A 25,695-nucleotide genomic window follows, 5' to 3' on the forward strand; every position below is an offset into this window, starting at 1 on the left:
ACTCCCACATGCTGCTTAATGAAAAAAGAACCTTGGGCTCAGCTCAAGGTTCTTTACGTTCACTTGTATAGTGAAAAACAAGTTTAGAAGATGGTTGGCACCATTCCCCCATCCATACGGATTGGAGAACCTTTGAATGCCGATGCATACGGACTGCATACAAATGTGGCCAATCTGCCTATTTCAACAGGCTTGATAAATCGTTGGATTTCGGATTGAGGCAGGTTTTTGCGCATAAAATCCTTCTCTTTTTCTAAAAAAGTCATCGATTCATCAGGGTAGATGCTCTCAATGATTTGTTGCACATTTTCAGAGAGGGTTGGTCCTGGCATGATTGTATTGACGGTAACTTCTGTTCCTACCGTTAATTTCGATAAACTTTTGGACAACGATAATAACATGGATTTGGTCATGCAATACTGAGGCATTTGTCCTGAAGGCATAATGGCTTCTTCACTCGCAATAAAGATCATGCGGCCATAATCATTTTGCAACATTTTTGGCATGTAAAATTTGGACAATGCATTTGCAGCGAGCACATTCGTACGGAAGTATTTCTCCCAAACCTCATCGCTGATATCCTCATATTGCATCATTTCATAAATCCCCATATTGTTCACTAGGATATCAATTTGGGGGTATTTTTCAAATAAGGCTTCTCTTTGACCAATGTCCACCAGATCAGCTGTAGCTTTTTGAGGTGAGGTAGCAGGAAAATCGGACTTTATTTCATGAACCATGCGCTCAACCTCTGCATCATTTCGTCCATTGATGAGCACATTAACCCCTTCTTTGGCAAGTTCAATGGCAATGGCTTTCCCTATCCCCTTCGTCGATCCTGTAACCAAAGCTGTTTTACCGTATAAACCCATATCCATATTACACTACTCCTTTTGTTCTCTTGTAGCGGCAAGCTGAATTGTTATCATGTTAAAAACAGTCTTGTGCTCCGGATAGGATTTATATTACCTTGTCTACATTGTCCAGTAACTAGCGTGTTGCGCCAAAGTTCTTGCATAACACGCCAAATGGTATAAAGCATTCAGTTAATGAAGCCTTGATGATTCTGGCGGTCCTTCGGATAGCGAATTCGTTCCTAAATATTCCGTACGCCAATTCGTTGGCGTATCCCCTTCCCATGAGCGGAAGGCACGGTAGAACGAATTCTGGTCTTCATATCCAATTAAGAAAGCTACTTCTTTAATATCCAGTGTAGGGTCTGCCAAGTAGGCTCGTGCCTGCTCATGTCTGGCTTGCGTCAATAGATGCTTGAAACTTGTATTCTCTTCTGTAAGCCGGCGCTGCAAGGTCCGATCGCTCATACCCAATTCCTTGGCAACGACTTGAATGTCGGGGCGACCTCCTGTGAGACTGCGTTTCATAATCCATTTGACCATTTCTGTAATAGAACGACTGCCCTGCTGTTCATCCAGCGATCGGTCCAGGGCGGGAGTAAGGATCTCCAGTAACTCTTCGTTGTATGAAAGAAACGGACGGTCCAAATCTTTACGATGTAAGGTAAGCCGGTTACAAGTTGCACCAATCCGAATTGGGCAGCCAAAATAAGTCTCAAGGGTTCGAACATCGCCCATGGTGCGCGAAAATTCGACAAGCCGCGCAGTCAAAGGTTGACCTGTTCCCCGGCGCCCGAGTTCGAGGAGAAATGCCAGTGTGACTCCAACCAGCAATGACGGACCTGGTTGTTCGTTAGACCATTTCAGTTCAATTGAACAATCATCGCCCACCTCAGTAATACGTAAGCTTTCAGGGGGACAAAGTTGTTTGTAGCGAGCCATTCGGTGTAATGCATCACGGTAGTCACGCGCATGGTAGGTTGCTAAGACACTCGGCGGGTATTTCCCCGTTTCAAAGACGGTCGCAAGCTTGATGATTCCTTCGGCAGTGTCACCGACGAGATCAGAATATGCCTGCCAGATCGCGAAATATTGAGTGGTCGTAACAGCTGATTCAGTTATAATCGTGAGCGGCAGTTGTGCTTTGCGAGCTACATCGTGGGCCGCAATCCCTAATTGATGCAAGCCTGTCCAAAACCCTGCCGGGAATTTAATACGCTCAGAGGTGTGGGACTTCATAGATACTCTCCTTCTTGGAGTCATTGTTGCTTAATGATTCATCCACTGTACAGGGACTCTGATTCTTTTGCAATGTCTCTAATATTTCCCGGTCTCTAGAATAAAACAAGAAACCAATGCGGGAACGTCCCGCATTGGTTTCTTGGAAATTAGGTTTAGCGTTATTTCGATTGTTCAAGAAGCCCAACAATAAGTGTCACTGCTTCAGCACGGGTAGCTGTCTGCATCGGAGCAAATCGATTGCCACCTACACCGCCCACCAGACCTGCTTCCACAGCAGAAGCTACATAGGATACTGCCCATGCTGGGACATCTTTTGCATCTTTGAAATCCAGTTTCGCATTGGAATCCGTTTGGATTCCGCCAGCGCGTGCAATCATAGTTACCATCTCCGCCCGGCTCAGCGTCTTGCTAGGGCCGAACGAGCCATTCTCGTAACCATTGACAATGCCAGCGGATGCAGCTGCTGTAATATAAGGCTTCGCCCATGAAGGAATCTTGTTATCATCCGTGTAGTGAATACTCTCGCTTACGGTATTCAGATTCAAGGCACGGCCCAGCATCGTAATGAACTCGGCACGTGTGACTTTCTGATTTGGACGGAAGGTCTGATCGCCATAGCCATTGACGAATCCAGCCGCCAGGGCTTTATCAATTGCAGATTTTGCCCAGTGTCCGGCTGTATCTTTCAACGCTGGCGCAGTGCCTCCGTTTCCGTTATTGCCTGATCCAGTATCCGGTTTGTTGCCGGAATCAGTTCCGCTACCACTACCGCTGTTCGAACCGTTACCGGTAGTTGTATCGCCACCGCTTCCTGAGGAGCCATTACCGCTGCCAGATCCATTACCTGAACCTGAACCCGTGCCGGGATTCGATGTTCCCGGATTGGAGGTTCCTGGTCCCGGATTCGAAGGTTCTGTCTTCTTCACGATACCGAACTGATCAACAATGAACGGGTCTGTTCCCTTCAGATTTTGGTCAATTTCATATGTTACAGCTGTCAGTTTGCTGCCGTCAATCGTAATGCCCACAAAATTCTGGACCTGACTGCGCATTGGACGACGGCTGTCATTCGGATCAGGACCATATTTGGCTGCATGATTCTCATCTGCAAGTTCAAAAAGACCGTAATAAGCATCACCGAGACTTGTGCTCGGATTTTTGTAATACACTTTTGGACCAGCTGTTGCCGGAATTAGATAGATCGAGCCATCCGGATTCACAGAGTACTCGATTTTCTGTCCGTTTTGCATCTCCGTGATCATTTCTGGCTGACGCGCTTTCCCCTTCTGATCAATCGGTTTTGTGCGCGCATAGATGTGATCATGTCCCTGGAGTACAAAATCAATGCCTAGCTCCGCCATGATCGGTGCAATCTTGGTACGTACCCCGTTTGCTCCCATGATGTCGGAATCCGTTGCGTGATTTGACGTCGTGTACGGTCCCTTGTGAATGTTGACGATTATCCACTGGGATCCATTCTTCTTGGCAGCCTGAACATCTTTCTTCAGCCACTCGACTTGCTCTAATGAGAAGTTGTCATACTCATCCGAATCCTCATTGGAGTTCAACACAACAAAATGCGCATTGCTGTAATCATAAGAATAGTAAGCTCCCGTCTCCGTAGCGGAATTTACCGGTGACTGGATGTTGAAATGATCGATAAACGCATAATTTTCGTCCTCGTGGTTCCCTGCGGATGGAACGATGGTTGTATTTAAGAGGCTTTCCTGCGAATGCCCAAGCAGCCAGTTCCACTGCTCCTCTTTCACACCATTATCCACGATATCCCCGTTATGAACGACAAATTGTGCATCCGGTACTGTAGCCAATGCTTTGGCCAATGTCTCAGAGGACAGAATTGCCTCATCCTCTTCCTTCGCTTGTGTATCCGCCAGATCAATGAAAGTGAATTTGCCTTTTTCCGGTGCTGTACGGAAGGTACCTGTCTCGCTCCATACTTGTTGGGAAGCATCCCCTACACGGAAATAATAGGTTGTATTAGCTTTCAGATCTGTCACTTCTGCTTTGTGCATCAGTTCTGTAGGAGCATTCGCAGGTTTTGCAGAGCGCCCTTGAACCGATTTGGCTTGCGTGAAATCAGGTGTTGTAGCTGTTTTCTCCACAACTTGAAGGTCGCTATTCGTTACTTGATCGGAAGTGTACCACGTGAACCCCTTGCTCTTGGTAGGATCTCCATGGAACGTTACCGTTACCTTGTTTACCTGTTCTGGAACAGGAACTGTATCCGATTCCTTGATAATCCCGAAAGTATCCACGACAAATGGTTCTGCATTCTTATTTTGGTCAATCTCATACGTTACGGCGGACAGCTTGTCTCCGTCAATAGTCAATGAAACGAAGTTCTGAACCTGCCCTCTGGCTGCGCTCGTGGTGTCGCCATATTGCCGAGCGTGGTTTTCCTCCGCACGATCGAACAAATTAAAATATGCATCTCCTAATTCAGTTTTCTGGTTTTTGAAATATACTTTGGCCCCGGCGGTAGCAGGAATCATATAAATGGTTCCATCCGGTTTGACCGCGTATTCGATACTCTGTCCATTGAAGGTCTCCGTTATTTTGGACACATCTTCAGCAGTACCATCGCTCTTGATTGGTTTCGTCCGTGCATAGATATGGTCATGTCCCTGAAGGACTAGATCAATCCCCAGTTCGTTCATGAGTGGAGCGATTTTTTTTCGTTCACCGTTCGCACCAATAATGTCGCTATCCGTGGCGTGATTGGATGTCGTGTACGGACCTTTATGGATGTTCACGATAATCCACTTGGCTCCTGCGGCTTTTGCTTCCGCTACATCCTGCTTCATCCATGCGACTTGCTCATTCGAGAAGTTGGCGTAATCCGATGAATCCTCGTTGGAGTTCAATACGATAAAATGAGCTTTGCTGTAATTATACGAATAATATGCGCCTGTTACCGTTGCAGCACCGTCTGGCTGCTTCACATTAAAATGCTCGTAGAACGCATAATTTTTATTCTCATGATTGCCAGCAGACGGTGCAATGGTCGTGTTCATAAGACTGGCTTGCGAATGACCAAGCAGCCAATTCCATTCTTGCTCTGAAGTGCCATTCTCCACAACGTCTCCGTTATGGACGACAAATTCAGCATTCGGAACAGTCGCGAGTGCTTTGGACAGAGTAGAGCCGGACAGGATCGCCTCATCCTCTTCCTTCGCTTGTGTATCCGTCAGGTCAATAAAGGTAAATGCTCCGTCAACCGGAGCTGTTTTGAACGTTCCAACCTCACTCCATATACCCAGATCTTGATCACCAACACGGAAAGAATAAGAAGTGTCAGGGGAAAGGCCTGTCGCTTCCGCCTTATGCACCATTTCTCCCGGGGAGTTGGAAGCGACGGTTGCACGCCCATTGAAAATTTGGGCCTGACTGAAGTCGGCAACGCCTCCTCCTTGTTTCGGCACCACTTGAACAGTACTCTGTGCAGATGCAAGAGGAGTATACCAAGTGAAGCCTTTGCTACTTGTTGCATCTCCATAGAAGGTAACCGTTATTTTGCTGATATCCAGCGATGGCGCATTAGCCAAGGCTTTAAGCTCCATGTCAAAATACAGGTCCGAGCTGCTGTCGCTCTGTTGATGCACTTCGACCGCAATTTCGTTTGAGCCTTCATGCAAATTGGCTTTCATTGGCTCAGTCAGGTCGATATTCTCATACATTACCGGCAAATCCTTATTTGAGGATGCTTGAGTAGAATACACAATCTCTCCATCCGGCATGCCAAAACGAATGACTTCCACACCATTCACATAGATCACTGCACCGTCATCAATACCGAATGTGCCGAGAATTTGCCCGTAACCGTCAATCTGATCCTTGTTAACGTTAATGTTTGTCCGGAAATAGGTTGTGCGGGGTTTATTTTTTTTGTCCAGACCGTAGCTGACTTCCGTTTTGAGTGATCCAAAATAGGAAGTGCTTACGCCATTACCGTTGTCTTTGTAACCAAATGGAGCCTGTCCCGAATTCCAGGACGAATCATCGTAAGAAGCACGCCAATCCAATTGCAAATCCTGGCCCTGATCGAAATAATGCCAATTGGCATTACGCTCTAACAGCAGCTCAGGCTCAGACAATGATGCGGCTTGGGCTGAATTAACTCCCCCAAATCCCGCAAGCCATCCGAATACCAAAGCAATCGATAACAGGATGGATAACACTTTTTTGTAGAGGTGACTGATCATAATTCTCTCCCTTTGTATGTATGATTGGTTGGCTTATGTAAATCCAAACAGGCCTAGCATAACAAGAGAAGATCAGCATTCAGTTAGCGGGAAGTAAAACTTATGTAAACTCTTACATTTATTTGACTAATAATATGGATAAGGTTTTTAGTTAACATATAATTAATATGGTTTTCACTTCTATTTGGACGAAAATATACCGAAATAAAGAACTATTTTTAAAGGTTTGATGAATTGGCTTTTAGGAAGTAGACTAATGAGGATAGACTATACAAAAGTTAACATGTTCTGGGAAAGGGGATTCATAATGTCATCCAGTGTCATCGACATGCTGCAGCTTGAGTATCAACGTTTTTCAGCGAAAGAAAAGGAAATCGCTGATTATGTGATGCGCAATAAAACATCCATCAATAACATCAATATTAGGGATTTGGCTGCTTACACCAATGCTTCCATGTCAACCATAACTCGATTTTGTAAAAAAGTAGGTTGTTCTACCTTTGTAGATTTTAAAATTCGACTTAACCGTGAAGTGGATCAACCCCGCAATCAAACGGATTTCTTTATCAGAACACAGCAGATCCACAATGATATCATCAACGCAACCGCAGAAATGCTGGATACCGACAGAATCGAACAAGTGGTCCAGTACATAAAAAAAGCTCGCAGAATCTATGTTTATGGTTTGGGAAGTTCAGGTTTATCTGCTCTGGAGTTCAAATACAGACTAATGCGGATGGATATCGTCATTGATGCGGTGACGGATTCACACATGATGATCATGAGTGCTTCTCTTTTGGGCGAAGATGATCTGGTCATTGGTTTATCCAATTCAGGACGAACCTTAGAAGTCAGTGACGCATTAAACGCAGCCAAAAAAAGAGGAAGCAAAGTTGTTGGAATTACTAATTTTGATCATACACCCCTGTCTGAAGTCTCGGATTTGTGCATTTTCACACCGGATATCGGGCGAACCGGAGATGTGAGCTTCATCAACAGCCAATTAGCCATTATTTACATCCTGGATGTGATTTCTCTTCTATTACTTGAGGATGAACATTTACTCCATGCGCGGCAGCAAACGTTAAAAGCTCTTTATTCTGCTGAATAAATAAACAGCCAACCTATTTCGTTGGCTGTTTTGTTGATTTCTTCTTTTTTTATTGGACAGAAGGAGAAGGCTTTTTCAATTTAGCAATTTCTGAGACAAAACGTTCCGTAATTTGTTGAGGACGCGTAATGGCTCCACCAACAACAACACAATAGACTCCAGCTTCCAGACACGTTGCTGCCATCTCCGGTGTCATGATATTCCCTTCCGCAACAACAGGCGTTTGTACGCTAGTCAGAATTTCTTTCAAGGCTGCAAATTGATTATCATACAGCTTAAGCCCTGCTGTCTCTTCTGTGTATCCGACCAATGTAGAGGAAATCAGATCAAAACCAAGTCGTTCTGCATTGATGGCTTCCTCTTTGGTTGAAATATCCCCCATTAATAGAAGTTGAGGATGTTTGGTGCGAATTTCATGTACAAATACATCCAGTGATTTACCGTCCGGCCGTGCACGCAAAGTGGCATCAACCGCAACAATCTCTGCGTGGACCTCGGCAAGTTCATCTACTTCCAAGATCGTTGGTGTAATAAATACGGGATTGGTTCCGTAGTTTCTTTTCACTATACCTATGACGGGCAGATCAACCTGTTCTTTGATCTCTTTCACATCTACAGCAGTATTCGCACGAATACCGATCGCTCCTCCCTCTTTTGCTGCGACTGCCATGCGTCCCATAATCAGCGAACTATGAAGTGGCTCGTGCTCCAAAGCCTGACATGATACAACGAGACCACCTTGTAAACCTAATTTATCTAAATTCATTGCAATTACTCCGTTTCCATAATTTCTTCGATTTCATTTTTGATCACGGTAACCTGAGGGCCATAAATAACCTGCACTCCGTTACCGACAAGTACTACCCCTTTGGCTCCAGTAGCTGTAAGCGCATCCTTTTGAACCTTCTCGATATCCTTCACGGATACACGAAGCCGTGTTGCACAGCAATCCAATTCGTTTATATTGTCTGCACCGCCAAGTCCATTCAGGATAGCGATGGAGCGTTCTTCACCTTTCGTTGATGCGGGTGTATTGGAGGGCTGACTTTGCGTTTTGGTGTCTGGCTCTGATGTTACCTCTTCCTCACGTCCCGAAGTTTTTAAATTGAGCTTCACGATCAAGATTCGGAAGGTGAAGTAATAAAGGAAGAACCAGACCACACCGATGATGGGAACGATAATCCAGTTCGTTTTGGCATTACCCTGAAGTACCCCGAATAAGATAAAGTCGATTAATCCACCTGAAAAAGTCTGACCGATTGTAATCTCAAAAATATGTGAAAGCATAAATGCCAATCCATCAAATACGGCGTGAATGACATACAGGATTGGAGCAACAAACAGGAATGAGAATTCCAGAGGCTCCGTAATTCCTGTCAAGAACGAAGTGAGTGCCGCAGACAACATCAATCCGCCAACTACTTTTTTACGTTCAGGCTTGGCCGTATGATAAATAGCGAGTGCCGCACCGAGTAAACCAAACATCATCGTGATAAAACGTCCTGACATAAATCGGGATGTACCCGAGAAAAACTTCTCGGTTGCAGGGTCTCCCAGTTGAGCAAAGAAAATATTCTGTGTTCCTTCGTAAACTTTTCCAGCAACCTCCATTGTTCCGCCGACTCCCGTCTGCCAGAAAGGTAGATAAAAGATGTGGTGCAACCCAAGTGGACCCAGCATCCGTAAAACAAATCCGTATAACAGTGTTCCGATATACCCAGTTCTATCGACCAAACCTCCAAGCTGCGTTATGCCGAGCTGGATGGTTGGCCAGATCAAGAACAAAGCAATACCAATAAAGATGGCAGCAAAAGATGAAACGATAGGAATGAAACGTGAACCTCCAAAGAACCCTAAGAATTGAGGAAGTTCTATTTTGTTGTATCGATTATGAAGCCATGCGGTAACCAATCCGACGACGATCCCTCCGAGTACACCAGTTTGCAGGGTTTGAATTCCGAGTACCATACCTTGACCGGCACTAGCCAAATGATCTGCGGCAAGTTTCCCCGAATTGACCAGCATCGCATTGATCGATGCATTCATGACTAGATAAGCCAGTCCTGCTGCCAATCCTGCTGTACCTTTGTCCGCTCTAGCGAGTCCAACAGCTACCCCAATGGCAAAGATCAAAGCCAGATTATCAAACACTATACTTCCTGCACTGCTCATCACCGTAAATATTTGCTGCAACCATGTGATTTGCAAAAATGGATACGAGTTAATCGTATTGGCGTTGGACAAAGCCCCTCCGATCCCCAGTAATAGACCCGCCGCTGGTAAAACAGCAATAGGAAGCATAAACGATTTACCAAACTTCTGAGCCTTCTCAAAATATTGCTTCACAGTGATATCCACCTCTCTAAAACTATTTTCATTTACATAATAATTATGAAAATGGTTTTCGTCAACACATTTTTAAATCGCTTTCATTACGTGTGAGGTCTAATCATTTGATAAATAACTCGGTTCAAATATAATTATTTCCAGCGAAGTAAAGCTCAGTCTTTTTGTTCCAATGCAAAAAAAGCCGCCAGTTTGGCGACTTTATCGTGTTCATATTCTTCCCCCGCGAATCCAAAACCTAAACCTGAATCATGCATTATTTCAATATTTTAGTTACAAGTTTTACCTGCCCATTCATGCCCGAAGGTAGTGAAGACTTTCCATATAGATTCTCCAGTGTATTAGCCACATGAATGTCGATTACATTATTACCTCGCAGCATGTAAGACGTGACGTTCCAATGATAGGGTGGCCATAATCGGATGCCAACCTGCTCCCCATTCACATACAGGCAAGCCGTCTCTCTAATATCTTCCGCTTCCAGCCAAATTTCATTTGCCGAATTCAAGCTGACATCAGACAAATCCAGTTGCTGCGAGTACACTCCTGCTCCCGAATAGAAAGGGTAACCTTCAACATTCCAAACCCCAGTCATTTGTTCAGGTTCAATGGTTAATGTAGTCTGATTTTGTATAGCAAATGAACCAACCAGATAAGCAGGAAAAGAAATGGCTGGCATAGGTTCGAGCAATGAAACCGTGAGAACTTCAAGCTCATTCTCGCCTTTCACCAGATGTTCGGTAATATCCACACCAGCGTAATGAGTATCTTGCCACAGGGAAGGCCGGAGTGCTTCCATCCGTACTCCATTAACAAAGATTTCAACATTACGTCTGCGTTGGAGGAAACCAATATGGGATGGAATTTTTTGCTCGATATCGTCAAGGATTAGCTCAATCGTGAAGATCCGCTCATTTCCAGCTTCGTTTAAATGGACTGCATCTTGCTGTAATTTCGTAAACTCGATCCATTCTTCAGTTACGACAAACGTCGTCCGGTACGTGTTGACTTGGCCTGGCATCGTTGCATTCATTCTGGACTGACGGTCATTCAATGTGACCTTCCACTGATTTAACACAAGCACATTGGGTTCGACGGTCTGAAACTGCCAAGGATCACCTAGTACCAACACATCGGAGGTATGTTGCACTTTATGATTTATAGGCTCTTGCGGTTTGGGATGCGTCGAATCTTCAGTGTGAAGCGGATCAGGTACAAGATCCGGTCTAACGGATAGAACCCGAAGCTCTCCCGGTACAAATGTTAGAACAGCATCTTGACTCAACGAGTTTATATTCCCGTTTTCCAAGTTCCATTCTTCCATCTGTTCTTCTATGTGTTCTTTCACAGGTTTCTGATGGAGTTGAATGGTCACGGGCTGCTCCGACCAGTTCATCAGCCATGTATGCACATGATCTTCAATTTTGCGTTCAACGCTAATGAGATCCTCAGCTTGCCCCTCGATCTGTTTCCAGGCAATCGCTGGTGATGATGTCGTTAACTCTCTTAACCGAACACAAAAGGTCATAAGTGTGTCGTTATGAGCGGTGTTTTTCATGGAATAGAATAAGCTGTACCCTTTGCCAACCGCTTGTAATTTCCCGTCTTGAGGATTGGAACCATATAGTTCGTTCATACACTTCCGTAATTCCGGATCTTGGCGCTGTCGCTTACTATCACAAGGAATTGCCCCAACCGCTATAAGCGTTCCACCACGGTTTACAAAGGTAACAAGCTGTTTTGCGATATCTACAGACATGACCGTAATTTCCGGCAAAATCAAAATCGAATATTCGTTTCGTTCTCCGTTAAACTGATATCCTCCAGCTTGAGTAATCTTTGCCTGCCTGAGCTGACACTCATCCGCATAATCGTAATCAATGGAGTTGCGCAGCATGCGGTCTGACAATAACGAAAACAGTTGATCCGCAGCTGGATGCTGGTTCGATTCACCGGATAAGAACATCTGCTCATATACCGTGTGGATAGGTGACAACAGAAGTACTTCAGGTGTACGCTTCATGGAAGAACCCAGTACACTCAACCGACCAAGATAATCGGCAAAAGTCCGATAATGTGGCCAATGCGGTGCATGCTTGAATTCCGTAGGTGGAAAGTCTGTTTTCCGATACCCTGCAAACGAATAGTAAAATGCATGCGGGATAAACAAATTAACGCCCAAAAATGCCATAAAATTAGCATCAAGCCGCCTTTGTCGCATGGCATAGGCATGACCGCTTGCACCAAATGACTCGCAAATAACTCTTTTTTTCCCGTCCAACTGTGCGACAGACGCGGCCGTCTTTACGGATACGATACGATGTGGATTCTCCTTTGTACCGATTCCATGTGTCAGGTAGTCCACACCTGCATAATGGAACTGCTGCAATACACGGGTTTGATTACCCTGCGACCGAGCCTGCCCCCAGACGGGCTCTTCCAGCGTATGGCCGATGTACAGTAAGCTGTGTGATTCACACCACGAACGAATAGCTTCGTGATAACCTTCTACATACCAACGGGTAATCGTATCATAATAGTCCTGCCTCGCAGAACTACTGCCATCGGCCATCCTATATAACAACGCACCTAATCTTGGAATCAGATCATATCCGTTCTCCTGTTGATAGCGCTCCACCATCCCATGTGTCCAAGCGAACACGATTCCGGGCAGAGTTGCATTCACATCCTGAACCGACGTTCGGATGGCTTCGACTCCGAAAAAACCGTCATGGATCATGAGCCCGGGTTCATCCGTGAATACACCTTGAATGGTCACTCCGAAATGAGACTGAAATTGCTGAAACGGCTCGTATGCCGACTGAATGAAAGCCTGCACGGCTTCCGGGTTCAACGTATCCAGATAATACCCTTTTGCAAACGTGATCCCTTCAGCAATTTCACAGGACCAACAGGCAAGTATAATATAATCCTCGTCGGTTTCAGGCTTCCATTCCTGTCCGTATAACTCTGTAATATCCTCAGGTTGATCATATATCAGCCATTCCCCTTCTTGCTGGATGGCACGATAAGCGAGAATTGCGATGAGTTCATTGTTAGCGTAGGTGGCAAAATCGAGAGATAACATTTCCTGCTGTGCATCGTGTAAATATCTTCGTTCCTCAACCCTCAAGTATCTCATCCGATATTCGGGATACTGCCTGGTCAGTTTACCTCCCAGTGTTCCGCTCGGCCAATTGTCCTCATCATACAGCCAGACAACCATATCACGCTTCTGGCACTCTTTTGTGCAGAAATCCAGCGTATCCATGAACTCCTCTGACAGGTACGAGGCCTGCATCCCGTGACGCGCATGTAATACAACGCCGCCAACACCGGCTTCAACCATGGATTGAATTTGGCTTTCTAACTCTGGCTTGCTAAAACTGTGGTTCAGAAACCAAAAGGGCTGTGGACGATACGTCGCCTCAGGATTCTTGAACTGCTGGTGTAATTTATGAATATCCGTGATTTTCAACTCCAATTCATCACCTGATCTCATTATGATTTTGATACAGATGTCTTTCTCAGCAAAGGAATGAAAAATCCACCGACAACCGACCGATTTTGAAAATTTAACTGCTTTCCGGTGATGGTGTCATACCAGTCTGTTACAGGTACACGGCTCGATGTTTCATTCATAAAGTCCCACAGAGGTGAAATCATCTGTTCGAACTGAGGCTGCGTTTCGCTCATGGAGGCACACCATACGAGCCAATCGGACTTGGTGTATGTCTCACGGCTATCCAGCGGTACGCCATATCGATTCTGTTTTAGCTGATAATACGCCAACTCTTTGGCAGCCACTTCTTTTGGGAAAAGGTTGAAGTCCAACAGACGATCCCACACCAGATTGTATTTCATGCTCCATGACTCATCCGAGCTGTCAAAAGTCAGCTTGTAGTGATCACCTGCTGTCGCCATGGATGACCACTCCTCTGCCATTTTCGCAACCGCTTCACGATAAACGGCACCATCCGGCAAACCAAGTTCATCACACATATACGCATAGGCGGCAATGCCTAATATCGCTTTAATCGATAAGTTCGCATTGTGCGCCAGATGTCCGGCGAAGTCGTCCGTGCACAGTTGATTGTCAGGGTCCAGTCCATGTTGCAGCAAATATGAAGCCCATGTTGTGAGAAGTCCCCAGTGCTCACGTGCAAATTCCGCGTTCTTCTCATATTTGCATACCGTTGCTGCCATCAGGAGCATATTGCCACATTCCTCGATAGGCATCTGGTATTCAAGTTTGTTCTCACCGTAAACCTGGCCGTTAGCTTGGGGATAAGTCCCCGCGTCATGTGGAGCAAAATCAAACGTCCAATCCGTGCTTTCGGCATACTTATAGATTGGACGCATCATACCTTTGACCAATTCGGTGTTATACCTCAGGAACAACGGAATCGAGGGGTAGCTCACATCCACCGTAGCGATGCAGCCGTTACTAAAATTCTCTTTGGAGAAAAATAATACTTCTCCTGCTTCATCAGCAACCAATTTATGTGCAGCAATCGCTTGCCGATAGGTCAATGCCAGAATGTCTCTATATTGGTTCCCGCCTGTAGCCTGACTCTCCGTTAAGAGTTCCCGATTAAAGCGGTCGCATCGTTGTACTACCTCTTCATATTGATCCGCTGCTTTTACCAGCATCTCCTCAAATGTCATACTATTTTTCTTCCAATACGCATTCAGCGGTTTGTGAAAATATTCAATCGCATGAATATCATCATAGGCGAGCATCAGGTAGCGGGATGCTGGCTCTTCATGGATAAGACCCAAATCCATTTCAGTTGCCATAATAGCCATATCGCCAGATATGGACTTTGGCTGGATAGAATCATCTCCTGTCTTAAAAAGACCTGACCGGGCATACTCCTCACGCTTGGATACCGCATGGATGACCGATTGAGATTGATGAGATCGCTGAACCACCAGATACATATAACCCCAGTCTATTCTCGTATCATCTCCGGCACGTTTTAATATAGGTTGTTCCACCGTTCCTATAGACATGGCGTGTAACTGTTCATTAATTACATGAGACTCCCAGGTGACTTGCTGATCAGGAGTATGTACACACCATTCACCTGTCACATCAAAATAGATTTTCACTTGATGGCCTTGACCATCTATCGCTCGAACATGGAACGTAACATACGTCACTGGTCTGGATAACAGTTCAAGATCATCGAGCAATAGCGGTGTGGTAAAATGAACCTCAAGTTCGATGCCTTCTCCTTCAAAGGTGTAACGGGTAGTTACAGGCTCAACGGTTAGATTCGTCTGATTGAGCACATCAGGCTCCTCAATGGTTGAATTTTCGTGAACGCCTACTTTCCCCATAAACCTTCTGATTTTGCCGTCAATGACAATCATGCCAACCATCCCTTGAGTTTTATTCGTCCAGTGCCTGGTGTGATCATCATAGAGATGGTCAGCAGCAGACCATACGCTGAAATAAGGGTCTACCGTAATTAAAGGTACGGATGGTGGTCTAAATGTCGTCATTTGTTTCAACTCCTTCAATTCATTTTTCCAACGAAAACGGTACATCCTGATTCAAAAGGGAAAGGCTTCGCTCGCCTTGTTGACCAAGGCGCTGCAAAGCCTATTTGATTTCCGTGATAATCGTTAACCTAACTCTTCAGCATCAGTTCGGCATTTGAACAGTTACGATATCTTTTCCTTTCAGGTTCTCATTGGTGAACTGCATCGCTTGGTCGTATCCGGTCTTCCGAAGCTGTTCCCTGAGGTCGTTGATAATGCTAAGGGCTGCTTCATCCGATTTTGCGAAAATGGCTTCCTTCCAGGCATCTCCCATCCGGTCCATGGAAGGCTTCAACATTTCCCATTCCGGTGATTTGGTGATCACATCGCCCGGGTTATAGGCTGTGATTACATGAATACCGTTTGGACGTAAGATTTTCCGGGCATTTTCCATGGCATCGAGTCTTTCCTGGTCTGCCCAGATGTCGCCGCCTGCTGCCGAATTGATCCGGTCAAGCCCCGTGATCGATTCCAGCCCAATGGAAATGCCCTCGTTTTTGCGGACTTTACCGGATTGATCTGCTGTAAACTTATCGAACCATTCTTGATTCGGTACTGGTTTGCCATCCTTCATATCCCAGTGAACCCCTTGAACTCCGTACCGGGCCAGCATGAAGCCTTCGTCAGAAGCCATGTAATCGAGAAACTTGAGCGCTGCATCTACACACGCACCCTTGCAGCTACTGGTGATAGCCGTTACGTTGTTTCCTTGAATGCCAAGATCAACAGGCCGGCTCGGGTCAACATCTGCCCGCTCCAATGGTCCGATTGGGATGTAATCGCTTCCAGGATGTGAAGTAACATATTCTTTGGAGGCGTCCAAAATGGCCGGATAATGTGCGGCAAGGATAGCAATGCGTCCTTGATTAATTTTTTCCTTGGCAATAGGATCCGTCTGAGTAAAGGCTTCAGGGTCCATCAGCCCTTCCTCAACCAGTTTACGATAGAACAGCGTGTATTCTTCGTATCCTTTGGTGAAAAAGTTATGTTCTACCGTTCCGTCACCTTTGTCTACATAGCCTGCTCCCGAATAGAACATCGTGTTTCCGATGCCTACGGACCATCCGTTACTAAAGCCTCCCAGTGGAAACACGGGCTGACCGCTCTCCTTCAGGTTGACATCTTTGATTTTTTGGAGGAAGTTATAGAAGTCTTCCTTCGTCACGACAGACTGAGGATCCACGCCGACTTTCTCGGCTATGTCTTTGCGAACATAGAAGCCATACAGCCAATCCATGCCGTCTTCGTTCGTTGCGGGCTGATTTTGTAAAAGTAAATATTTCTTGCCGTCATACGCATCTATCGCTTTTTCATACAATGCTGGCGGCACATTCTCTTTAGCAATGGATTTCGCCAGGTTTGGGTAATCCCCCAATTTATCGGATATATCTACCAGCTGTCCTTCTTTGGCAGCCTTGATGATCCCGTCCAGCTCGCCGCCCCATGCAGGTCCGGTGTAAATGTCCGGCAAATCCTGTGTGGCGAAAATCTGGTTTACTTTCTCCGTCTCGCTGCCTTTCGTATATTCCCACTCTAATGTGACGCCAGTTTTCTCTTTGATGACTTCCTCGACAGGGGTTATCCCATTATCCGATCCGCCTGAGCCATTCCAATTGTGCAAGATTTTGAGTTTATTTCCGTTCTCGCCTTCTGCGCCTTCCCCGTTCCCTGATGAATTCGTGCAACCGCTCAGCAAACCTCCAACCATGATGGACACGAGCAAGATGGATACGCCTTTCGACCAAATCCTGTTCAAACCAATCGCCTCCTTGATTAAATGATCTCGGTAAAGCTCTAGCAAATTCAGGTCAGGATGATCTACCCTTTAACCGAACCAATCATAACCCCCTTCACGAAATATCGTTGTAGAAACGGATATATACATAAGATCGGGAAAACCGTAATGACAAGTAATGCCATTCGAAGTGATTCAGGTGTTGCTCCTGCTCCACCGACTCCACCAACCGTCTGACCACCCTGCTGAGCTGCACGCTGCATCGAATTGGATAATGCCTCTGCTTCCGTCAGCATTTCTTGCAGTAGGGTCTGCACCGGTATCAAATCTTTGTTCGAGACGTAATAAGCGCCCGAGAACCAGTCATTCCAGTGGGCTACCCCAATAAACAGCGAGATCGTTGCAAGTACCGGCCCGGAAAGAGGCAGAATGATTCGTACGAAGATTTGAAAATCTCCATACCCATCAATACGCGCCGATTCCTCCAGTTCCTCTGGTATGCCTTGCAGGAATGTCCGAATAATGATGATGTGCATGAAGTTGAACAACAAGGGCAAAACGTACACCCAGAAACTATTAATCAGATGCAGTTTTTGAAGTGTAATGAAGAACGGGATGAATCCCGCACTGAAAATCGTAGGCAAAAAGATGTAAAAGGTAAAAAAGGAGCGACCTGGCAATGTTTTTTTGGAAAGTGCATAGGCCATGAGTGTACACAATACAACGTGGAGAAAAGTACCCAGCACGGTGCGCATAATCGTAATTTGATATGCCTTCCAGATCCGTGCGTTATCGAATACCTGAGCATAGTTATCCAACGTGAATTGGCGGGGAAGAAAATAAATCGCGCCTTGCATCGAATCCTTACCGTCGTTCAGTGAATAAGCCAAGATATATATAAACGGGTAAATCATCGAGAATCCAACCAAAGCAAGAAAAATATAGTTAAGTACCGAGAATAAGGACCATTTTCGTTCCATAAGGTCACCTCCTTAGAACAGGGATACATCACTGACTTTGCGGGCGATGCGATTAACGGTTACAACCAGAATGAGTGCGATAACACTTTGGAATAGTCCTACAGCTGCAGCGTAACTGAGACGTCCTTCTCGAATCCCGGAGTTAATGGCATGCACGTCCAGTACACTGCCAAGACTTGCGGTTGCCGGTCCATTCAGGAGAAGCAGTTGTTCATAACCTGCGCTCATCAGACTGCCCACAGCGAGTATGAATAATATGATAGCTACATTGCGGATACCTGGAAGCGATACATGCCACATCTGTCTGAAGCGTCCCGCACCATCCATTTTGGCAGCTTCGTAAAGTTGCTGATCAATACCCGCAATCGCGGCCATAAAGATGATGGAATTCCAACCGATATTCTTCCAGATGTCTGAACCGACGATCATCTGATAGAACCATGTTGGATTGTTCAGGAACTGGATCGACTCCGCTCCAAATGAACCCAATAAGTCATTGACTGGCCCCCCATACGGCGTTAGGAGCCGTTGCATCAGCGTAACCACAACGATCCAGGATACGAAATAAGGTAAGTAGGAAAGGGTCTGAACCGTCTTTTTGAATTTAATCATTCTGACTTCATTTAAGAGGAGTGCAAGAATGATTGGCATCGGGAAGCCAATAAGCAGTTTCATGAGACTGATGATGATCGTGTTACGGATGATGTCACCGGATTGGTAGTAATTGAAGAACTGTTGAAAGTACTTAAGGCCTGCCCATGGACTTCCGGTAAATCCGCCTACGAAATTGTAATCCCTAAAAGCAACCTGAATTCCATATAGCGGTACATAGGAGAACAGGAAAAACCAGACGATTCCGGGCAGCATAAACAAATAAAAGAGTTTATGCTGCCAGATTCGCTTCATCAATCGATTGTTGCTCACTCGTGTCTTGATCACATTCCAACCTCTCCTTTCTCATGATGGACGGTCAACCATCCCAGCTATAGCTGTCCTTGCTTCAATCGTAACGTGATGATTTCAAATGGCGTGAAGGATAAAGCCATCTCGGATGCTCCTGCAAATGAAACGGGTGAAATGATATTTTCCATAAGATCAGTCGTCCACGCTTCTGCTATATGGAATCCAAGATGTAATGCCGTGGTGGCATGTGTTCCCGAAGTTTCATATAGACGGACGATGATGTCGTCTCCATCCTCGGCTTTTTTGACGGATTCCACCATGATGTGCGGATGATCCGGCTGAAGAAATGTTTTCGAATATGGGAGCTTACCGTTCTGCTTACCAGATACAGATGATAAGGAAACTGTACGAAGCGGGATGTTCAGTTCATTACCTCTTCGATAGATCTCAGCCTGAACATGGTTGCCTTGATGCGGATATAACGAATAGGTGAACGTATGCTCCGCACGATCCGCTTCCGGATCAGGATACGAGCTGCTGCGCAGCAAATTCAGACCAAGCACATTATCGATGGCTCTATGACCATATTTACAATCATTAAGCAATGCGACTCCATAATCCGGCTCCGATAAGTCAATCCACTGATGAGCACATATCTCATCCTTGGCGAAGTCCCACATGGTATTCCGATGAGTTGGTCTGGTCAAACTGCCAAATTGGATCTCACAGTGAACCTGATCTGTACGGATATTCACCGGGAATGAAGTACGAAGCATTTTACCATTCTCTCTCCAATCCACGGTCGTCTCGAAATCAATTCGTCTGCTGCCTTCTGTCAGAACCACCGTCTGGATCAGAGTGGATTCTCCATAGTTATATTCGAAGACCAACCCGACTTTTGGTCCTTCACGAAGCTCGCGAATGTCATGAAGCGTTAATGGCATACCTGTATGTGCGGAATAGTCATGACTGAAATCCCAAGCATCTCCTTCGTCGTGATACACACAAAGTGCATTTCCCGGATGACCTTGCGGAATGACTTCCCGCGCTTCAGCCTTGTCCTGGATGGAGATAATGGCTCCATTCCGATCAAACTTCACGATGAATGTGTCGTTCTCCACACAGCGTTCTTCAGCGGAAACGTGAAATTCCGACTCTTGTATTCCCGGAACTAACTGGGCGCATGATGCGATTTCATCTATAGCACCCTGGTCCACATGATCTGATACCATTGTGTATCCCATGGATGGAACCTGAACCTTGCGCCAGTTTCCATTCGTGTGAATCCATTCCTGACGCTCCCAAGGCAATGAATTGAATATCACCACGGAGCAGCTGGATGAGGATTCGATATTTGAAGAGATCTGGTCTGCCATATGGCTGTAGGTTTCGTTGATCATATTTTCTGTCTGATCTAAAAGTTCTTCATATCGTATGAGTGACTCATCGTACACACGCTTGATGGAAGACCCCGGAAGGATATCATGGAACTGATACAAGAGGACTTCCTTCCATATCGTTTCCAGTGACTCGGACGGATAAGACTTGCCTAGCTGTGAAGCCACAAGTACTGAGGCGAACTCCAATTCGCGCAGTGCTTTCTCCATCTTCCGGTTATACCACTTACTTCGCGCCTGACTGGTCAGGGTTCCTTGATGTTTCTCCAGGTAAAGCTCACCGCGCCATGTCTGGAACCGTTCACGTTCTTCATTAAGTCGTTCGAAAAATTTCCAAGAAGGTTCCTGTATAACAGGGGACAAGCCAAGCAGGTTTTTCTCCCGTGTCAGCCGCTCCAAATGCTCTTCGCCAGGCCCTCCGCCTCCGTCTCCTATACCAAAGAGCATTAGCGCATGGTTTGATACATTTTTATCCAGATACCCCTGTTCAGCACTGATGATCGAACGCGGAGCTGCAGGACTGTTGTAAGTATCCTCTGGTGGCATATGTGTTAATACAGCTGAACCATCAATTCCCTCCCATAGAAAGGAATGATGAGGATGTCGGTTATACTCACTCCAGGAGAGCTTCTGGGTCATCATGTAATCCACACCGGATTTCTTTAATAACTGGGGCAAACTTGCCGAGTAGCCGAATACATCAGGCATCCAGAGCGATTTCATTTCCAGACCAAATTCCTGCTGGAAATAACGCTTGCCATACAAAATCTGGCGTACGAGTGATTCACCACCAGGCACATTGGTATCCGATTCTACCCACATGGCGCCTTGCGGTTCCCATCTGCCTTCACGTACACGTTCCTTGATCTGCTCATACAGCTTGGGATAATGCTGCTTCATCCAATCGTACAGCTGCGGTTGGCTCGCTCCGAACACATAATCAGGATAACGCTCCATCATGCGAAGCACAGTTGAGAACGTTCTAGCTCCTTTACGGATCGTTTCACGGATCGGCCATAACCAGGCCAAATCTATATGAGCATGACCCACAGCGCTTAGGGTTAAGACCGGATCGCCCCCCTGCAGGGTTAGCTGTTCATGTAGTCGATTCTTCGCTTGCTCGACACTCTCTTTCGAGAAATCGATCAACTGTACTGAAATATCATAGAGCGTCTGATAGATTCTCTCCTTCCGAGCGGAACCGTCATGGAGCTGCTCTGCGGTCTCCAAGAGCACCTCGGTATCGTAATATAGTTCCCGAATATCTTCCCTACAGTAGGCGATAAGTGCTTCTTTCAACGTCCCTCCCCGATACTTGCCGAACAGATCGTTATTGCCTGCATCTGCCCACACTTCAACTTCCTGTCCATTTACAGATGTCTCATGGAGCTGCACGACTCGTTTCCCAGGCAGACCTAATGAAAAATCAAATTCGGAGTTAATCGTCGTCAACCCTTGGATAGGTGACCCTTCATGGTCAACCAGACACAGCTCACCGTTGACATCCAGCAAGAGGACCGTGGTTTGGTTACCTGTGACTGCCGGAAGATTACCTGCAAAACGGAACCAGGCACAATCCCATAACTCTCCCCATTGTTCTCCTTGCTTGAGTGTCACTTTCGTGCCGGTCATCCGTTCCTCGTAAGGTACGGGCTCTGGTGTAATCCAAGCCGTCACTTCTAATTCGGCAATCGGCCCATATATGGCTTCCCGAAGTTTGTTTAACATCTGTTTTAACCGTTCTGGCCTTATCGGTTCGTAGGGCATGCTAGTATACTCCTCTCTGTTACATCAATCAGGTTGTATTGTGAATTCAGCAAGTCCAGCGGACATGAACCTCTGCATTGTTCTCATTGCCATGTTCGTACTGAAGAAGCACTGTCTTTGAATCCGGGTCCCATTCCCATACCACGGGGACCATCTGCTCTTGAATGACATACTGGGCAGATAATGGTCTGGCCTTGCAATACAACCTTGCTGTTGCCTTCATGTTGGAAGGTCCTCTTGCAATGAATCGAAAACCTGTGGCCGACTGAGATAGACCTTCTATTCGGGAAGAAGCAGCAATGACGGATACTTCTCCATCCGTTGGACGACTCGCTTCAATATCATAGAGCAAGGCTTGCTCTCCCGGATTTAGGGTCACCTGGCTCAGCACTGAGAGCTTTGAATTGAACAAATCCACAATCGGACCTGGAATGACTACTGCCTCTTCGCTGACCGATTCATCGAGCACCGATACGATTAGATAGGGACCTCGTCTAATTTTGAAATATGGTTTCGATTCCCACTGTAGTTCTGGTCCGTGGACAGCTTCCATCGTTTCTTTGACAGATTGGCGCAGCCGATCAGCCCCTGCCTTCGATAAAGTGAAGTCAGCCGGATGTTCATCCAGCCAGTAAACCACCCCTTTTCCTACCTTATTGACACCTTGCCTCTTATCTTTTAGACCTAGTTGTTCAAACAAATGTGCTCGAGGGGAGTTATACGTCTGATCTGACTGCTCATGCTTGCGGTCATGGTTCCACCATGCACGAATATCGTGATACGGGTCGCTGTCATCGCCTACATAGATTAACGCTCCACCATCCTGTACCCACTGTGCAAGGGCATAATGAATGTCCGGATATTCCGGTTTGATAAATTCATAGCTCAGTATGAGCACACGATAAGTTGCCAAGTAACCCGGATACCGCCTTACATTATCCAGTTGAAGTGGACGGACAGGAATACCATGTTTCAATAACGGCAGTGTCAGACCGTAAAAAGGAGAAAAATCGAGTAGTTCTGTATCGCCATCCTCCTGGAATCCTTCAGGATCTGTTCCATCGTATTTACCGGCATGAGCTGCATTGGGATCTGACTTCATTCGTTGAAACATCGCTGAGTCTGCAATAAAAACGCCAACTTGGAATGTCTCCTCTGCTGTTTCAATCACATCCTGATTCATGTTACCAAGAGTGTGCATGACCTGAAGCAAAGTTGTGGCATAGTCTGACGGAATTTGCTCCTTGCCAGAGCCATCCTCGGATGGATAAGTGCCTTGAAAGATTCGTCGAGGCCAAGGTGCGACTTCATAATGGGCGACCCCGGGATGCAGCAGTGAGGCAACCACCGTTTTTAAATAGTTCTGGCGGTAATCAGCCCAGGTATAATTCGGGTTATCTTCGATCGGATCATGCAGGAACCACATTCGTCTGTCGGTCCCACGAACCAGTTCCTGCATGACGCCATATTCAAGGTAAGCGGTTTCAAACGTACGTTCCTTACGCAACCCTTCATACACATTGGGGGTTCGGGATGTCCCGGTCCAGATCTGTGCAATATACCCATCGATGGAGGGTAGCTCTAGAAGCTGAGATTGTGGACTGACAATACGCCACTGTGTGTAATTAATCAGACTATGAGTCGGAACATAAAAGCGAAGGACACGACCATAACGTTTTAACGCGTAGTCCTTCATCTCGGCACATAATCGGTCCAGGACACGTGTATATAAATACGCTTTTAATTTGGAAGCTCGAAATTGGGCATCAGGTGAAGCATGTGGCGGAATCCAAGGCTCTTTGTAATACAACTGCCATTCCCGTTTAAAAGCTTCCGAATAGCCTCCATTTACCCAGAATTCAGGTTCCTCCAGATGGATGGCTTCCACACCGGCGTCAACAGCAATACGTATTCGATCCGCTATGTAATGACCAAAGGAAATGGTAGGCACCATGTATGGAATGACTGGCTCGCTCCCATGAAGAATCATGTTGCCTTCCCGGTCCATTTGAGCTTCATCCCAATGTGTTGCTCCATCGACCTCACCATCCAAATAGCTGTTGTAGGTCCCCCAAGCAACTCCTGTCATCAAATGAACCACATATCCTTTTTCTTTCCACTTCAGAATGCGTTCCTGCATCGACTCATCAATCCCGTAAACCATCACAAAGTCTGTCTGTAAATCATAATCCGGATGGTAAGCAGCAGATTCTTGAAATCCCGTACGCTCTTCCTTTCGATCTCGTGCCATTTTCTTAACCTCCCCAAGCTCGTATTTGATTTGGGTTGCAATGTATGACTATCCATCTTTTTCTAGACTATAATATATGATATGAATATATTCAATATGTTTTTTATGCAAACATAAAAAAACCTTCTCCGCTTCTCTACGGAAAAGGTTTTCTTTTCTTGTGAACTTTAAGTTCGAGGAACCGTTCCGGTGGTTTGACGTACGACCAGCTCGGGTTCAATCAGCATTTTGCTATAACTTTTCGCTTCCCCATGACCACGTAATACTTCCAGTAATTTAGCAGCCGCCCGATACCCCATATCCCGCTCAAATTGCTTAACATGGGTAAATATACTGAATTCCTCCACGATTGAGGTGGGATCATCGAAGCTTACTATCGATACATCTTCAGGCACTTGAAGCCCTGCTTGCTTGGCCATTTGATAGATTTGCACACCCAACCTGCCGTTAAGCGAAACATAGGCTGTGACCATTCGATTTTGGATATATCGATACAAAGGGTGGGCCTCCGCTTCCTTAAGTTCAGTTAACGGTTGGAAATCTGTGATCATATGAGCAGGATTAATTAACGCGCCTTTGCCTTTTAAAGCCTCAATATAACCTTCGATCCGCTCCTGAACCGTAACTGTCTGAAGGGGAGAATCCGAGCAAATAGCGATATCCCGGTGTCCCAGCTCCCATAGATGCTCCACAGCTAGCCTTGTGCCCCGTCTGCCATCTGCCGCAATATAATGTGTCTCGACCCCTGGCAAATAACGGTCCATCAGTACAAAAGGAAAACCCGAGAGCTTCATGCCAAGGATCTCCTCGTTGTAGTTCTCTTCATCGACAGGAAAGATTAACAGACCTTCTGCCCCAAGAGCCTTCATTTCCTTGATGACATCCTTCTCTTTATCCACCTTGCCATGCGTAAACATGATCATGCTGCGATATCCTTCGTCACGCAAGGCTTGCTCAATTCCCTCAACGAGCCTGATGGCAAAATAATCATGGATGGAGGGCACAATGATGCCAATCATACCAGTAGATAGCGTTCCCTCTCTGCCTTTCATTGTGTTCGCTTGTGTTAATGTCACAGAAGCATTATCCGCTTCTTCAGCTACAAAACTACCTTTCCCCGGCACACGCGCAATTAACTTTTCATTTGCTAATCCGGTCAAGGCATTGGCAACTGTAATTTTACTGACCTGAAACTGATCCATCAGTTCCTTCTCTGTTGGTATGCGATCACCGGGTTTCATATTTTCTGAAGTTATGACATGTCTGATATAGTCCTGGATTTGTTGATACAGTGGAATTCGATCATTTGTACTCATTTTGATCACATCACCAATTC

The 25,695-nt window shown here is 45.9% G+C and carries 14 protein-coding genes; 1 reads left to right on the forward strand and 13 read right to left on the reverse strand.

The features are described from left to right. Positions 1 to 83 precede the first annotated feature (83 nt). The 3 genes from gpAD87_RS11455 to gpAD87_RS11465 form a co-directional block, all read right to left on the reverse strand. Positions 84 to 878 (reverse strand): SDR family NAD(P)-dependent oxidoreductase, encoded by a 795-nt coding sequence (locus gpAD87_RS11455; protein WP_064638467.1) that lies wholly within the window; start codon positions 876 to 878, stop codon positions 84 to 86. A 168-nt stretch (positions 879 to 1,046) separates the two neighbouring features. Beyond that, complete coding sequence (locus tag gpAD87_RS11460) at positions 1,047 to 2,093, reverse strand: AraC family transcriptional regulator (protein ID WP_064638468.1); 1,047 nt, start codon at positions 2,091 to 2,093, stop codon at positions 1,047 to 1,049. A 161-nt stretch (positions 2,094 to 2,254) separates the two neighbouring features. Further along, positions 2,255 to 6,319, reverse strand: a complete 4,065-nt coding sequence (locus gpAD87_RS11465; protein ID WP_064638470.1) for an S-layer homology domain-containing protein — start codon at positions 6,317 to 6,319, stop codon at positions 2,255 to 2,257. 328 nt (positions 6,320 to 6,647) lie between these two features. On the opposite strand from gpAD87_RS11465, the gene gpAD87_RS11470 reads away from it, so the two are divergent. Beyond that, complete coding sequence (locus tag gpAD87_RS11470) at positions 6,648 to 7,430, forward strand: MurR/RpiR family transcriptional regulator (protein ID WP_197521405.1); 783 nt, start codon at positions 6,648 to 6,650, stop codon at positions 7,428 to 7,430. A gap of 49 nt (positions 7,431 to 7,479) precedes the next feature. Here the strand turns inward: gpAD87_RS11470 and gpAD87_RS11475 are convergent, their stop codons facing one another. The 10 genes from gpAD87_RS11475 to gpAD87_RS11520 all read right to left on the reverse strand — a co-directional run bounded on the left by gpAD87_RS11475 (position 7,480) and on the right by gpAD87_RS11520 (position 25,675). Then, a complete protein-coding gene (locus gpAD87_RS11475) occupies positions 7,480 to 8,196 on the reverse strand; it encodes an N-acetylmannosamine-6-phosphate 2-epimerase (RefSeq protein WP_064638472.1) in 717 nt (238 codons plus the stop codon). Between the two features lie 5 nt (positions 8,197 to 8,201). Beyond that, on the reverse strand, positions 8,202 to 9,776 hold the full coding sequence (gene ptsG, locus gpAD87_RS11480) for a glucose-specific PTS transporter subunit IIBC (RefSeq protein ID WP_082935087.1): 1,575 nt from the start codon (positions 9,774 to 9,776) through the stop codon (positions 8,202 to 8,204). Positions 9,777 to 10,032: 256 nt separating this feature from the next. Continuing rightward, a complete protein-coding gene (locus gpAD87_RS11485; protein WP_064638473.1) occupies positions 10,033 to 13,278 on the reverse strand; it encodes a glycosyl hydrolase in 3,246 nt (1,081 codons plus the stop codon). Then, the gene (locus gpAD87_RS11490; RefSeq protein ID WP_064638474.1) at positions 13,278 to 15,287 is read right to left on the reverse strand and encodes a glutaminase family protein; all 2,010 of its coding nucleotides are present in this window, start codon (positions 15,285 to 15,287) and stop codon (positions 13,278 to 13,280) included. The genes gpAD87_RS11485 and gpAD87_RS11490 overlap by 1 nt, the downstream gene beginning before the upstream one ends. Before the next feature lie 142 nt (positions 15,288 to 15,429). Beyond that, positions 15,430 to 17,082: an extracellular solute-binding protein gene (locus gpAD87_RS11495; protein ID WP_064638475.1), complete on the reverse strand. Its 1,653-nt coding sequence runs from the start codon at positions 17,080 to 17,082 to the stop codon at positions 15,430 to 15,432. A gap of 62 nt (positions 17,083 to 17,144) precedes the next feature. Further along, positions 17,145 to 18,041, reverse strand: coding sequence for a carbohydrate ABC transporter permease (locus gpAD87_RS11500; protein ID WP_063565068.1), 897 nt, complete (start codon positions 18,039 to 18,041; stop codon positions 17,145 to 17,147). Between the two features lie 12 nt (positions 18,042 to 18,053). Further along, a complete protein-coding gene (locus gpAD87_RS11505; RefSeq protein ID WP_082935088.1) occupies positions 18,054 to 18,980 on the reverse strand; it encodes an ABC transporter permease in 927 nt (308 codons plus the stop codon). 44 nt (positions 18,981 to 19,024) lie between these two features. Continuing rightward, positions 19,025 to 22,108, reverse strand: coding sequence for an alpha-mannosidase (locus tag gpAD87_RS11510; RefSeq protein WP_064638476.1), 3,084 nt, complete (start codon positions 22,106 to 22,108; stop codon positions 19,025 to 19,027). A gap of 46 nt (positions 22,109 to 22,154) precedes the next feature. After that, the gene (locus tag gpAD87_RS11515; RefSeq protein WP_064638477.1) at positions 22,155 to 24,359 is read right to left on the reverse strand and encodes a hypothetical protein; all 2,205 of its coding nucleotides are present in this window, start codon (positions 24,357 to 24,359) and stop codon (positions 22,155 to 22,157) included. A gap of 167 nt (positions 24,360 to 24,526) precedes the next feature. Then, positions 24,527 to 25,675, reverse strand: coding sequence for a GntR family transcriptional regulator (locus tag gpAD87_RS11520; RefSeq protein WP_064638478.1), 1,149 nt, complete (start codon positions 25,673 to 25,675; stop codon positions 24,527 to 24,529). Positions 25,676 to 25,695 lie beyond the last annotated feature (20 nt).

The sequence above is a fragment of the Paenibacillus sp. AD87 genome (assembly GCF_001659845.1).
In the GTDB taxonomy this organism is placed as follows: Bacteria; Bacillota; Bacilli; order Paenibacillales; family Paenibacillaceae; genus Paenibacillus; species Paenibacillus marchantiae.

Excerpts from the sequence above, each read along its gene's own strand:
- gpAD87_RS11455 (WP_064638467.1), bottom strand. The coding sequence starts at position 878 with ATGGATATGGGTTTATACGGTAAAACAGCTTTGGTTACAGGATCGACG.
- gpAD87_RS11460 (WP_064638468.1), bottom strand. The coding sequence starts at position 2,093 with ATGAAGTCCCACACCTCTGAGCGTATTAAATTCCCGGCAGGGTTTTGG.
- gpAD87_RS11465 (WP_064638470.1), bottom strand. The coding sequence starts at position 6,319 with ATGATCAGTCACCTCTACAAAAAAGTGTTATCCATCCTGTTATCGATT.
- gpAD87_RS11470 (WP_197521405.1), top strand. The coding sequence starts at position 6,648 with ATGCTGCAGCTTGAGTATCAACGTTTTTCAGCGAAAGAAAAGGAAATC.
- gpAD87_RS11475 (WP_064638472.1), bottom strand. The coding sequence starts at position 8,196 with ATGAATTTAGATAAATTAGGTTTACAAGGTGGTCTCGTTGTATCATGT.
- gpAD87_RS11485 (WP_064638473.1), bottom strand. The coding sequence starts at position 13,278 with ATGAGATCAGGTGATGAATTGGAGTTGAAAATCACGGATATTCATAAA.
- gpAD87_RS11490 (WP_064638474.1), bottom strand. The coding sequence starts at position 15,287 with ATGACGACATTTAGACCACCATCCGTACCTTTAATTACGGTAGACCCT.
- gpAD87_RS11500 (WP_063565068.1), bottom strand. The coding sequence starts at position 18,041 with ATGGAACGAAAATGGTCCTTATTCTCGGTACTTAACTATATTTTTCTT.
- gpAD87_RS11510 (WP_064638476.1), bottom strand. The coding sequence starts at position 22,108 with ATGCCCTACGAACCGATAAGGCCAGAACGGTTAAAACAGATGTTAAAC.
- gpAD87_RS11515 (WP_064638477.1), bottom strand. The coding sequence starts at position 24,359 with ATGGCACGAGATCGAAAGGAAGAGCGTACGGGATTTCAAGAATCTGCT.
- gpAD87_RS11520 (WP_064638478.1), bottom strand. The coding sequence starts at position 25,675 with ATGAGTACAAATGATCGAATTCCACTGTATCAACAAATCCAGGACTAT.